Genomic DNA, 12,943 nt, shown 5'->3' with positions numbered 1-12,943 from the left:
TAAAAATGTCTACTTTTCAAATGGTTTTAGTAATTTTTAGATTTTCATCGCCATTTTTGGAGTCTTCCCAAAATTGATTTGCCATACAAACTAATGATATTATAAAACTATGATTAGCGGAACTTTATACAGAAAACTTGAAAAACTTCCAGAAGATTTAAAAGATGCGCTTTTGGATCTTATAGATGAGTTAGGAAAAACAGTTACAAAAGAAGACTTCCGTGAACTGAAAGAAACTGTTCAAGAACTTGCCGAAGCTCAAAAGAAAACCAAAGAAAAAATTAATCAGCTTGTTGAAGCTCAAAAGACTACTGAACAAAGGGTTACAAAGCTTGAAACTGTCGTCCAAGAACTTGCCGAGGCTCAAAGGGAGACTGAAAGAAAGCTTAATGAACTTGCTGAGGCTCAGAGGGAAACTGAGAAAAGCTTGAAAGAACTCGCTAAAGCTCAAAAGGAAACTGAATCTAAAGTAGCTTTACTCTTTCAAGAACACAAAAAAACAAGGGAGCAGGTCGGTAATTTGATAAATCTGCATGGATTCTTACTTGAAGATAGAGCATACAAGGGACTTCCACAATTACTAAAAAGAGATTTTAATGCAACGGTTATTGAACCATTTAAGAGAACATTCGTATCAATTGAAAGAGGAAAAGAGATTGAGCTTAACATTGTAGGAAAAGTTGAGATAAAGGGAGAGGAATTCTGGGTTTTGGGAGAATGTAAAACTCAGCTAAAAAGAAGTCATATTTCTGAGTTTCAAAGGAAAATTGAGCAACTTAAGAAAATTTTTGGAGATAAAATTATCAAAATTTTGGTTACAGCCCAGACAATTAACTCCGAAGTTATAAAAATTGCAGAACAAAGAGGTTTCAAGCTCTATTTCAGTTACGAGTTTTAAGCCTAACTTCCCTTTGTCTTAAAGTTTCTAAGGCTGCGATTCCAACAGATGTTGCAACATTTAATGAATTGATTTTCCCCCGCATCGGAATACAAATTAATTCATCACACAATTCTCTCACTGTAAGCCTTATTCCCTTTCCTTCTGAACCAAAGATTAATGCTAAAGGACATGAAAGCTCTGCTTGCCATATGGATTTCTCAGCTGATGCTTCAGCACCGATAATTTTTACACCATTGTCCTTGAGCTCACGGATTGCGTATTTGATGTTGTTTATTTCAATCAGGTTTACATGCCATATAGCACCAGCAGAAGATTTCCATACAGAAGGAACTTGTCCAACACCTCGTTTTTCTTGATAAATTACGCCGTGCACTCCTACAGCCTCTGCAACTCTTAATATTGCACCAAAGTTTTGCGGGTCTTCTATTAAATCAAGAATTATAAAAAAAGGCTTCTCACCCTTTGCCTGAGCTTCCCTTAGAGATTCCTCTATGCTTACTGTTTTTTTCTTCCGTACTTTGGCAATGATACCTTGATGAACACCCTGTACTTTTTTTTCAATATACTCTTCATTGACAATTGTCACTGGAATGCCTTGCTGCTGTGCAATTTCAATTATATGCTGAAGCTTTGAGGCTCTATTTTTTGCTATATAAATTTCCCTTATTATCTCGTTTTTACCAGACTTCGTTAAATAACCACTATTTCCAAGCTTCAATGCTTCTGAGATTGGATTGACGCCGTAAATAACTATAAAATCTTTACTTTCCATATAGTTCTTGCCGGTCTATCCTCAAGAATAATTCCCTTTGAGAGAAGCTCATCCCTGATTTGGTCTGCCCTTTGCCAGTTCTTATTTTTTCTTGCCTCAGTTCTTTCCTGAATATATCCTTCAATCTCTGACTCTGTAATAGGTATCTTTTTAACACTTAGAAGGCTTCTGTACCACTCAATTGGCTCTCTATTAAAAAGATTAAGCACAGCTCCAACTTCTTTCAATTTAACCTTTGCTTCCTTCAGAATATCAACAGCAATTTCTTGAGAAGGCTTTTGATCAATGAATCTGTTGATTTCCTTTACAACTTCAAAGATTAAACCAATTGCTTTAGCGGTATTAAAATCATCATCCATTGCCAATGTAAATTCTTCAGGAAGTTTAGTAATTGTTTCCTTTATTTTTGAAACATCAACATTTTTCCCTTTACCCTGCACTTCTCCCCTTTCAAACTCTTCAATTCTCATGATTGTACTGTAATATCTATCCAAAGTTGCCTCTGCCTCCTTCAAATAGGCATGGTCAAACTCAATTGGGCTACGATAATGACTTGAAAGAAGGAAAAGCCTTAATGCTTCTGCATCGTAAAGTTCAAGCAAATCTCTAATGTTAAGCACATTTCCAAGAGATTTTGACATTTTCTCTTTGTTAATCGTTACAAAGCCATTATGAACCCAGTATTTTGCAAAGGGTTTTCCAGTATATGCCTCAGATTGGGCAATCTCGTTTTCATGATGGGGAAATATAAGGTCTGCACCTCCACCATGAATATCAAGGGTCTCACCAATATGTTTTATAGACATTGCAGTGCATTCAATGTGCCATCCGGGTCGCCCTTTACCCCAAGGAGATTCCCACCAAGGCTCTCCCGGCTTAGATGCTTTCCAAAGAGCAAAATCAAGGGGGCTTCTTTTTCTCTCATTTACCTCAACCCTTGCACCATGCAAAAGTTCATCAATTTTTTTATGGGAAAGTTTTCCATACTCCGAGAATTTTTCTACAGAAAAATAAACGCTTTTTCCCTCATCCTCATCAACTGTGTATGCATAGCCTTTTTCAATGAGCTTTTGAACTATTTCTATCATTTCATTTATATGCTCAGTGGCTCTTGGCTCTACATCTGCCCTCGCTATGCCAAGTCTGTCCATATCTTTGTAATATTCTGCTGTATACTTCTCAGCCACATCCTTCCAGCTTATGCCTTCCTTATTGGCACATTTAATAATCTTGTCATCTATATCAGTAAAATTTCTTACAAACTTTACATCATAGCCTTTGTATCTTAAATATCTTACAATTACATCAAAAACAACCGCGCTTCTTGCATGTCCAATGTGACATAAGTCATAAACTGTTACTCCACATGCATAAATTCCAACTTTTTTTTCATTAATGGGCTTAAAATCCTCAAGTTTCCCCGAAAGCGTGTTAAAAATTCTCATTTTGCCTCCCTTGCAATGACATTAAAACACATAAAAGTATTTTAAAAATGAATCCCATTAATTTGCAAAACGTCCTAAATCAGTGTGGGGTATAAACAACGCTGAAACATACTCATCCATAAATGTTTTTGACCGAGATAAATCAATATAAGTCATCTTATTAGCAATCTCCTCAGCCTTATCTCTTAAAGGTTTACTTAGAAGACATAAAATTGAACCAGCCAAAGATGTATTTCCAACAAAGGCAAATCTTTCCACAGGCAGATTTGGAAGCATGCCTATTTTGATTGCCTTCTCTACATTTAAAAACTCTCCAAATCCTCCCGCCACATAAACCTTTGAAATGTCTTTTTCACTTATGCCTATTTCATTCAGTAAAGTAGTAATTCCAGCATAAATTGCAGCCTTTGCTCTGACAATGTTGTCAATGTCTGCTTGAGATATGTAGCAATCTTCACTGATATAAAATCTAATTTCATCATCTATGTAACGAAGAAAAGAAGATGAACCACTTACAAATCTTCCTTTACTATCAATAACACCTGCTTGAAATAGTTCACAAATTATATCAATCATACCTGAACCGCAAATCCCTTTAGGTTTTCCTCCTCCGATAACTTTAATCTGAAATTCATCAGAGCTTTTGTCATATTTAAACTCTTCAATTGCTCCTTCAGTGGCTCTCATTCCACAGCTAATTCCACTTCCTTCAAAACAAGGACCTGCAGAGGTTGATGCAGTTGCAAGCCAGTCTTTGTTACCGATAACTATTTCTCCATTTGTTCCAATATCTATAAAAAGTGAAATCTCCTCAGCCTCATGCATGCCTGTTGCGAGCAAGCCTGCAACTATGTCTCCTCCAACATAACCTGCAACAGAAGGAAAAGTGTAAACAGGTGTATTCTCTTCTAAATTAAGGTTTGCATTAATTGCTTTCCATCGTGGATATTGAGAAAAAACAGGTGTGTATGGCTCTTCACGAATAAACTGTGGATTTATTCCCCAAAAAATATGACACATTGTTGTATTTCCTGCAACTGTGCAATAAAAAATTCTTCCATCTTTGTGCTTTGCTGAAACTGCTGATATTAATGCATTTATATCATCAATAATCGCTTTTCTTAAAATATCAAGTCCATTAGAATTCTCAACTGCATAAATAATTCTTGTTATCACATCATCTCCATAAGAAATTTGAGAGTTATAGCAACTTGCAATCTCAACAATCTTGCCTGACAAAACATCAATTAAAGATAAGACAACAGTTGTAGTTCCAATATCAACAGCAATTCCATAAACTTTTTCATTTGGTTCAAGAAAGCTCAAAATTTCTCCTTCTGCCAAAGCAATATCTACTTTCCAATTTCTTTTTCTCAAAATTTCAGGAACTTTTTGAGCAATTTTACTGTTAACAGTTATTTGCTCACCTAAAAAATCTTTTAATCTTTCAAAATCTGCTCTTGAATCTTCAACATTTGGAGGGTCAAGGGAAATTGTGATTTTTGTAATCAAAGGCTTAAAAAGATTTGGATTTTTCTTAAAAACTCTCTCAATTAACTCAACCTTTGCTTTAGATATTTTATCTGAAACTGCGATTAATCTTTCAGGAATTTCAACAAAAATATCGCTTTCAGGATATGCCTGACATGCGAGAACATAGCCAGACTTTCTCTCAGACTCGGATATGCCAAAAAAGCTTTCACATCTTACTTTTCCTTCAACAACTCTAATCTTACACCTTCCACAGCTTCCTTTACCTCCACAAGAAGCAGGCAAATATACATTATTTTTCTGAAGAACCTCAAGCAGACTTCTCCCCTCGGCTTCAAAAGTTTTTCCAAAATTGGTAGAAATCCGAAACATAAATTTTATAATACCTGATTTTATTGTTAATTTAAAAATCAAATGTTTTGATGCAATTTTGGAATAGCAATAGATATCCTCATGCAATGCCTTGTTACAGGCGATTGGTTAGCAGTTATCATCACTTCAACGTTGTGGTTCTTATTCTTTTTGTCAATGCGAGAGAAATGAAGAAATTTCGCTTTTATATATTGCTTAGCGTAAGATAAAAAAGGAGGGCAAAAATTTATGCCCTCCTTTGATAACAGACTTACAAATATTTTTAATTATGCACCCTGACGTTTCTCGCCAAGTTCAATATAGCTTCCGCCAAAATATGTGTAAATCAAATCTCCTGCATCAATAAGGTCTCTTAATGCAGCCTTTACTTCTGCATCAGGAATTCCCTGCTGTCTGAAGTGTTTGATAATGTCAGTTTGTTTATATTTTTTCTTTCCCTGAGCGTCCTTAATTAGCTGATAAATAGCTTTTTTTAATTCCTCTTTCTCCATATTACCTTACACCCCTTTCAATTTTTATACAAGGGAAGGCAGGCATGCCCTCCCTTGTATTTAATTATTTAACCCACTTAATCTGTGCTGTTGTTCTGAATGTTTCAAATGCGTATGTCCAGTCATCAATATGCTGATATGTAAATGGTAAGCCTGTTACTGCAAAGAATTTCTCCCATCCAATTCTTTCAATCCACTCGCCTACTCTTTCGTGTTTCTTTGCGCCTGCTATGTAGGCATCAAGAATTTTCTGGGTCGCCTTAACAACTTCAGGCCATCTTGGTGTATTGTTTGGTAAATAGGCAACAGCAAGCTTTGAGAACTTTGGTGTTGTTCTTAAGTTACCAACCTTACCACCAACGACTATTGCAACACCGTCATTCTCTGGGTCAGCAATTGGAAGAGCTGGACAGACGGAGAAGCAGTTACCGCAGTACATGCACTTGTCTGGATTGATTTTTATTGATTTCTTTGCTGGATCAGGAGTAATTGCTGCGGTTGGGCATGCAGCCATTGTTGTTGGAAGCTCACAGAGGTTCTTAAAGTTTTCATGGTCAATTCTTGGAAGCTTTCTGTGGATTCCAACATAGGCAATGTCTGAGCAGTGAACCGCACCGCACATGTTTGTACAGCATGCAACAGCAAGCCTTACTTTGTTTGGAAGCTCCTTTGTTGTAAAGTAATCAGCAAATGCATCCATTAAAACTTTTACTAATCCAGATGCATCAACTGCTGCTGAATGGCAGTGGACCCAACCCTGAGTATGAACGATATTACTAATTCTTGGACCAATTCCACCAATCATGTAATTCTTTGCTTTAAGCTCATCAATTAAAGGCTGAACCTTGCTTTCATCGGATACAAGGAATTCAACATTGTTTCTTGTTGTAAATCTGAAATATCCATCACAGTATTTATCCGCAATGTCTGCATACTCTCTCAAAGTATCAGTACTTAAAAGCCTTGGCGATGCTACTCTTACACTCCAGATTTTGTCTCCAGAGTTAGCTATATGAACCATCAAACCAGGGCTAAGTATTTCGTGTGTCTTCCAGTTACCATAGTTCTTTTTAATAACTGGTGGCAAGAAATTCTCGTAATGAGGTGGTCCTATATCTGTTTGTCTTTGTTTTACATCTACTACTTCTGGGATAAAAAATTTCTCAGGAATGTCACCCATGTTATCTCCTCCTTATTTTTATTTATTTTAAATATTCTTCCCAAGGTTTCTTTTCTAAGTCTTCTTCTTTCCAGAACCAGAATGGATCTCTTCTTGGCTCTTTTACCATCTCAGGTGTTGGCTCAAGTTCGCATACTTCAAGGAACTCTCTCATGCCTCTACGGATAATAAGCTCACCAATTCTCTCTCTGTTCTTTCCGTATTCATTCCACCAATCCCACATCTTTCTGATGAGGTCTTTGATTTCATCATATGGTGGCTTCATCTCCATGAATGGAACAATTACCCAAGAAAGTGTTGCACCGATAACGAATGGTGCCTTTGCACCGATAAGAATTGTTGCTCCAAACGGAGGTGTTGGTCTTAATGCTCCCTTTAATTTTGCAATACAGTGCATGCAGTGTTTGCAGTCTGCATTATTAATCTTTAACTCATTCCCATCCCAAGTAATGCATTTTCCTGGGCAGAGATTTACGATTTCATCCTGAATGTTCATTCCCTTACTGGCGTATTCTCTTACTTTATCCTGATCAATCTCTATTGGTCCTTTCCATGTTCCAATGATAGAAAGGTCTGCACGGGCTATGGATGCATTACAGTCAACAGGGCATCCGACTGTTTTAATCTTGAACTTATATGGGAACTGTGGTCTGTGAAGCTCATCTTGGAATTCCTGTGTTAGATCATAAGTAATGTTAAGGGTGTCAATCATTGACCATTCGCATCTTGCTGGACCGACACAGCAGCTTGGAGTTCTCATAGCAGAACCTGAACCACCAAGATCAAATCCATTAAGGCTTAGAATTGTAGCAAGAGGCTCAAGATTTTCTGTTACTGTTCCTAACAAAATCATATCTCCTGTGGAGCCATGGAAGTTTGTAAGTCCGCTACCATATTTGTCCCAGAGGTCACAAATAAATCTTATTGTGTCTGATGTGTAGAAAAGACCTGCTGGCTGGTTAACACGGACAGTGTGGAAATGCGCAACTCCGGGGAATTGATCAGCCAACTGAGAATATCTTCCGATAACTCCTCCACCGTATCCCCTAACACCAACGATTCCACCGTGTTTCCAATAAGTTACTTTGTCTCTGAAGCTTTTTTCAAGCTGGCCAAGTTCATCAGCAGCCATCTCGTTCTTTGCAGCTGCTTTTTTGATTTCTGTTACGAAGCTTGGAAAAGGACCCTTTTCCAATTCGTCCAACAAAGGTGTTTCGTGCTTCTTCGTCATATTATCCTCCTGCTTTTGAGATTTTTTAAATTATACCATAAAAACTTATGTCTTTCAACAGTAAAATAATTGCCTATTTTCGGTCAAATAAAAAAATTTTATGTCAACATTAAAGCTTTTAAATAAAAAATTAAGCTAAAATATTTAAATGAAGATTAAGTGGATAGAACTCAACGGATTCAAATCCTTCCCTGAAAGAACGAAAATAGAGCTCAATGAAGGAATAACCTGCTTTGTAGGACCAAATGGAGCTGGGAAAAGCAACATTGTGGATGCTTTTAGATGGGTTCTCGGCGAGCATAATCCCCGCATTCTTCGTGGTGAAAAGATGGAAGAAGTAATATTTCAAGGTTCTGCCACAAAAAAGGATAAGGGACTTGCAGATGTATCAATGCTCATTGAAATAAATAAGGATGTAGAAAATGGTGATGAACCTCAAAAAAGAGAGATTGAAATAAAGCGAAGATTTTTCCGAACAGGTGAATCTTATTTTATTATCAATGGCAAACAGGCAAGATTAAAGGATATCCGAGAAATTTTCATCTCAGAGGGTGTTGATATAAGAACATACTCAATCATTGATTCTGCAAGAATAATGGAAATTCTCTCTAAACCTTCTTATAGAAGAGTTTTGATTGATGAATGTGCAGGCATATCTTTGTACAAAATTAAAAAATCAGAATCTGAGTCCAAACTTCAATCTGCTAAGGAAAACTTGCAAAGAATTGAGGACATACTTGGGGAGCTTAAAAAACAATACTCTTTACTTGAAAGGCAGGCAAAAAAGGCTGAAAAATATAAGAAAATTCTTGAAGAGTTGACTGACCTTGAACTAAGGGTATCAAGAACCGAAAGCTTAGTGCTTATTGAAGAGCTTGAAGGCGTTAGGAATGAATTGGATTCCCTTGAACAAAAAAAGGAAAAATTAAATAAAACCAGCGATGAAGTAGTGAGCAAAATAAATGAATTAAAAGACATCATATCCGAACTTGAAAAAAGTATTCATGAAAAAGAAAACAAGCTTAAACAAACAGAACTTCAAAGAGCTAATTCGGAAAAAGAGCTTGCCCTTCTCATTCAAGAGGATAAAAACAAAAGGGAACAAATTGAAAAACTTAAAGAGCAAAATATAGAAATTCAAAGGGAAATAGAAAAACTACAAAATGAGCTCAATGAAACCAAATCTGAAACTTTAGAACTTGAGCAAGATATTGAAAAAATGCGTCATGAAATTTTGGAATTTGAAGAAAGACTCTTAAAATCTCATGAAAAATCAGATTACTTTGAAAAACAGCTTGAAAAGCAGAGAAAAATACTTTTTAACCTTACCACAGAACTTGCCAACAAAAAAAATCACTATCAATCTGTAAAAAAATCAATTGAAAATAGCCAAAACAGATTAAATTCCATTGAGTATAAAAAGAAAGAAATCACGGACAAGATAAAACAATTTGAGAAGGAGATAGAAAATAAAGAATTTAAAATTAAATCCTTAAAAGACAGTCTTCACAATGAAACAGATGCAGTAAACAAACTAAGCAACGAACTTTCAAAAGCAGAGAAAGCAATTGATGAGAAAAATCAAAGATTATTTGAAAGGAAAAAGGAAGAGGCTGTCATAAAGGGAAAAATAGAAGCCCTTTCATCAGAAATATGGGAAGAAAAACAAGAAGGCAAACTATTTTTTGAATGCATAGAAGTAGCACCTGAAGTTGAGGAATTGTTAGAAAGTCTTTTGGATGAGAAATTAAAAGCCTCTGTGATTGAAAGCTTTGAGCAAATTATTCCATCACAAAACAAAAGATTTTTCTTTTTGAAGGATTTCGTTAACTGTCAAAAAACAACTTCCGATGACACAGAAAATCTAAAAATCAAAAATTACATCAAAATAAAAGACCAAAGCATTCCTGAACAACTTTTTGAAAATATTTTAATCGCAGAAACACTTGAAAAAGCCCTTGCTATTAAGCAAAAAAATCCTAATTTTTGCATTATCACAAGACAAGGAGAAATAATTTTTCCAGACGGCTTTATAAAAACAGGCAAGGCAGGAAATCTACTAAAAAAGAAAAGGGCTTTAGATGAGTTAAAAGTCAAACAAAATTCAATTTATAGCGAAATAAAAACCATTGAAAATGAATTAGAGTCCTTAAAGAAAGAAAGAGAACAGCTCAAAGATACAATTCAAACTAAGAGAGCTCAGATTTCAAAAATCAAAAACGAGCTTTTTCAACAAGAGACTCATTATAAAAACCTTCAGAAGGAATACGAGCAATTAAAACAAAGAGTCAAATACATAGAAAATGAAAAACAAACTTTGCAGATGGAGATACATGACAACACCCAGTTAATAAAAAATCTTCAGTCAGAAGTTGAACAAATATCTATGAACATTGATGAAGCAGAGACCAAAATTGAAGAATTAAAATCTTTGCAAAAAGAATTGTTTCGTAAATATGACGAAGAAAAGGAATTGCTGTCCAAGAAAAAATCAGACTTGTCTGCATTAAAAGAAAGGCTGAACAGTAAAAGGACCGATGTAAACAGGCTAACTGAGAATATCAAACGCCTTTTAGTTAAAAAAATGAAAAACGAAGAAGAGATAGGTCAGAGCATAAAAAAAATAGATGATATAAACCTTGCAAAATCTGAAAAAAATGAGAAAATTAAACAGCTTACGATAGAAGCTGAAAAATTGAAAGAAGAGCTTGCCTTTCTTATGGAAAAGATTCAAAAAGAAAAAACATCAGCAGAAGAACTTGACAAAAAATATCAGAGCATTAATAAAGAAATCCAAAACCTTACCGCCATAATTGGAGAAAAAAGAGCAAATGAAGGAGAGCTTAAAATAAGGCTTCAAAATTTATGGAACAGCATATACAATTTTTATGGCAAGGATATATTAAGGGAAGAGATAGAACCTGTTGAAAATCCTGATAGCTTGAAGCCAAAAATTGCCCAGCTCAAGAATCAATTAAAAGAGATCGGACCCGTTGATATGGAAATTTTAAAAGAGCATCAAGAGGTCAAAGAAAGATACGAATTTATGCTTTCGCAACAAAAGGATATAAAGACTTCTATTGAAGAGCTTGAAGATGCCATCAGAAAAATAAACTCTCTTACAAGAAAGAAATTAAGAGAAACCTTTGAGCTACTGAAAGAAAAATTTAATTCAGTATTTCAGGAACTCTTTGGTGGTGGAAAGGCAGAACTCATTCTGACAAACGAAGAAAACATTCTTGAGGCAGAATTAGAGATTAAGGTACAGCCGCCCGGTAAAAAATCAAACAATATTAATCTACTTTCTCAAGGCGAAAAAACTCTTACTGCGATAGCCTTTTTATTTTCCTGCTTTTCAATTCGTCCTTCTCCGATATGTATCCTTGATGAAGTTGACGCGCCTCTGGATGATGCAAACACAATAAGACTGAGAAATTTAGTAAAAAATTTAAGCAACAAAACCCAGTTTCTCATCATTACCCATAATAAACTAATGATGGAGACAGCTAATTATCTGTACGGAGTGACCATGCAGGAAGAAGGAATTTCATCTGTAATATCCCTTGAGCTTCAAGAGGCAGAGGCTTATGCACAATGATGGCTAAAAAATTTTCGGAGGATAAATGTTATTAGAGGGGATTGAGGTATCTGACATAAAGGAAGACTTAATCTGTTACAGCTATGATTCATCTTATGCAAAAGGCGTAATTCCAGAAATTGTTGCGTTTCCAAAGAATACGCAAGAGATAATAAAAATTGTCAAATGGGCATACAATAAGGGATTTAAAATTGTGCCAAGAGGAGCTGGCACCGGTATGGCTGGTGGTGCTGTGCCAATATATGAAAGAAGCATGGTGGTCAGTTTAGAGAGGATGCAGGAAGTATATGAAATAAATCCCAAAAATTTTACTGCAGTTGTAGCATCTGGAGTAATAAACGGTGAACTACAAAAGGAGCTTCAGATTCACGGGCTTTTTTATCCTCCGGACCCTGCATCCCTTGATTACTGCACCATTGGTGGTAATGTATCCACAAATGCAGGAGGACCAAGAGCAATAAAATACGGAGTTACCAGAAACTATGTTATGGAGCTGGAAGTCGTGCTATCCAATGGAGCAGTGGTTACATTTGGTGGTAAAACTGTAAAAAGAGTAGTTGGATATGAGCTAAAAGAGCTTTTTATAGGAGCAGAAGGCACGCTTGGAATTATTTCAAAAATTACCCTAAAGGTTCTTCCGGAGCCTGAAGAAATAATCACGCTTCTTATCAATTTTAAAGACATTGAAAAGGCTGGAGAATGCATTCCAAAGATTATTGGAGCAGGAATTGTTCCAAGAGCATTGGAAATCCTTGATAGCACATGCTTAAACATTATTGAAACAAATACTGAAATTGGGCTCCCTCAAAACATAGATGCAATGCTTCTTGTTGAACTTGATGGAGAGCTTACATCAATAAAAAGGCAAGCAGAAATGATAGTTAACATTGCAAGTAAGTTTAAAGCAGAAACTCAAGTTGCTACAGATTATTATGCAAGGGAAGCACTTTGGAAAGCAAGAAGAAGCATATCTCCGTGCATACTCAAAATGAGAGATAAGCAGAAAATCAACATTGACATTGCTGTTCCGATTGATATGCTTTCAAAAATGTTTTCACAATTAAAGGAGCTTTCAGAGCAAAGCAAAATTCCAATAGTCTCCTTTGGACACGCAGGAGATGGAAACATTCATGTAAATGTCCTTGTAAACAAGGAAGATGAGGGAAACAAAAGGCAAGGCTTTGATATTGTAAAGAGAATTTTTGAGTTAACAGTGTCATTAGGTGGTGCGATATCTGGAGAACACGGAATAGGTGTAACTAAAAAGCCTTATATTGAAATGCAGATTTCAAATCAGACTCTTGAGCTTATGAGGACTATAAAAAGAGTATTTGACCCTAAGGCAATCATGAATCCCGGAAAAATATTTTAGTCCTAATTGAAGATATTTTTATACAAAACCTTTATTAGCCTTATTGATAGACCTTTATTAGTCTTATTACAAGCCCGATATTTATTTTAC

At 35.7% G+C, this 12,943-nt stretch carries 9 protein-coding genes; 3 read left to right on the top strand and 6 right to left on the bottom strand.

The window, feature by feature from the left end; genetic code table 11:
• Nucleotides 1-109: 109 nt before the first annotated feature.
• The gene (locus ACYQ3P_RS06075; RefSeq protein WP_460177048.1) at nt 110-898 is read left to right on the top strand and encodes a coiled-coil domain-containing protein; all 789 of its coding nucleotides are present in this window, start codon (nt 110-112) and stop codon (nt 896-898) included.
• On the opposite strand, the gene rlmB is transcribed toward ACYQ3P_RS06075, so the two are convergent.
• The 6 genes from rlmB to dsrA all read right to left on the bottom strand — a co-directional run bounded on the left by rlmB (nt 882) and on the right by dsrA (nt 7,883).
• Complete coding sequence (gene rlmB, locus ACYQ3P_RS06070; RefSeq protein WP_460177047.1) at nt 882-1,673, bottom strand: 23S rRNA (guanosine(2251)-2'-O)-methyltransferase RlmB; 792 nt, start codon at nt 1,671-1,673, stop codon at nt 882-884. The genes ACYQ3P_RS06075 and rlmB overlap by 17 nt on opposite strands.
• Nucleotides 1,652-3,118: a cysteine--tRNA ligase gene (gene cysS / locus ACYQ3P_RS06065; RefSeq protein WP_460177046.1), complete on the bottom strand. Its 1,467-nt coding sequence runs from the start codon at nt 3,116-3,118 to the stop codon at nt 1,652-1,654. The genes rlmB and cysS overlap by 22 nt, the downstream gene beginning before the upstream one ends.
• 57 nt (nt 3,119-3,175) lie before the next feature.
• The gene (locus ACYQ3P_RS06060; protein WP_460177045.1) at nt 3,176-4,981 is read right to left on the bottom strand and encodes an ASKHA domain-containing protein; all 1,806 of its coding nucleotides are present in this window, start codon (nt 4,979-4,981) and stop codon (nt 3,176-3,178) included.
• 266 nt (nt 4,982-5,247) lie between these two features.
• The gene (locus ACYQ3P_RS06055) at nt 5,248-5,472 is read right to left on the bottom strand and encodes a hypothetical protein (protein WP_460177044.1); all 225 of its coding nucleotides are present in this window, start codon (nt 5,470-5,472) and stop codon (nt 5,248-5,250) included.
• Between the two features lie 64 nt (nt 5,473-5,536).
• The gene (gene dsrB, locus ACYQ3P_RS06050; RefSeq protein WP_460177043.1) at nt 5,537-6,652 is read right to left on the bottom strand and encodes a dissimilatory-type sulfite reductase subunit beta; all 1,116 of its coding nucleotides are present in this window, start codon (nt 6,650-6,652) and stop codon (nt 5,537-5,539) included.
• Between the two features lie 22 nt (nt 6,653-6,674).
• Nucleotides 6,675-7,883: a dissimilatory-type sulfite reductase subunit alpha gene (gene dsrA, locus ACYQ3P_RS06045; RefSeq protein ID WP_460177042.1), complete on the bottom strand. Its 1,209-nt coding sequence runs from the start codon at nt 7,881-7,883 to the stop codon at nt 6,675-6,677.
• A gap of 148 nt (nt 7,884-8,031) precedes the next feature.
• Here dsrA and smc point away from each other — a divergent pair, with 148 nt between their 5' ends.
• Nucleotides 8,032-11,481 (top strand): chromosome segregation protein SMC, encoded by a 3,450-nt coding sequence (gene smc, locus ACYQ3P_RS06040; protein ID WP_460177041.1) that lies wholly within the window; start codon nt 8,032-8,034, stop codon nt 11,479-11,481.
• Between the two features lie 25 nt (nt 11,482-11,506).
• The gene (locus ACYQ3P_RS06035) at nt 11,507-12,853 is read left to right on the top strand and encodes an FAD-binding oxidoreductase (RefSeq protein WP_460177040.1); all 1,347 of its coding nucleotides are present in this window, start codon (nt 11,507-11,509) and stop codon (nt 12,851-12,853) included.
• Nucleotides 12,854-12,943 lie beyond the last annotated feature (90 nt).

The organism is Thermodesulfovibrio hydrogeniphilus, assembly GCF_054657355.1.
This window is presented reverse-complemented; position numbering and strand designations above follow the sequence as displayed.

What these genes read in the sequence shown, in the direction of transcription:
- ACYQ3P_RS06035 (WP_460177040.1), top strand. Translation starts at nt 11,507, where the DNA reads ATGTTATTAGAGGGGATTGAGGTATCTGACATAAAGGAAGACTTAATC.
- dsrB (WP_460177043.1), bottom strand. Translation starts at nt 6,652, where the DNA reads ATGGGTGACATTCCTGAGAAATTTTTTATCCCAGAAGTAGTAGATGTA.
- ACYQ3P_RS06055 (WP_460177044.1), bottom strand. Translation starts at nt 5,472, where the DNA reads ATGGAGAAAGAGGAATTAAAAAAAGCTATTTATCAGCTAATTAAGGAC.
- cysS (WP_460177046.1), bottom strand. Translation starts at nt 3,118, where the DNA reads ATGAGAATTTTTAACACGCTTTCGGGGAAACTTGAGGATTTTAAGCCC.
- smc (WP_460177041.1), top strand. Translation starts at nt 8,032, where the DNA reads ATGAAGATTAAGTGGATAGAACTCAACGGATTCAAATCCTTCCCTGAA.
- rlmB (WP_460177047.1), bottom strand. Translation starts at nt 1,673, where the DNA reads ATGGAAAGTAAAGATTTTATAGTTATTTACGGCGTCAATCCAATCTCA.
- ACYQ3P_RS06060 (WP_460177045.1), bottom strand. Translation starts at nt 4,981, where the DNA reads ATGTTTCGGATTTCTACCAATTTTGGAAAAACTTTTGAAGCCGAGGGG.
- ACYQ3P_RS06075 (WP_460177048.1), top strand. Translation starts at nt 110, where the DNA reads ATGATTAGCGGAACTTTATACAGAAAACTTGAAAAACTTCCAGAAGAT.
- dsrA (WP_460177042.1), bottom strand. Translation starts at nt 7,883, where the DNA reads ATGACGAAGAAGCACGAAACACCTTTGTTGGACGAATTGGAAAAGGGT.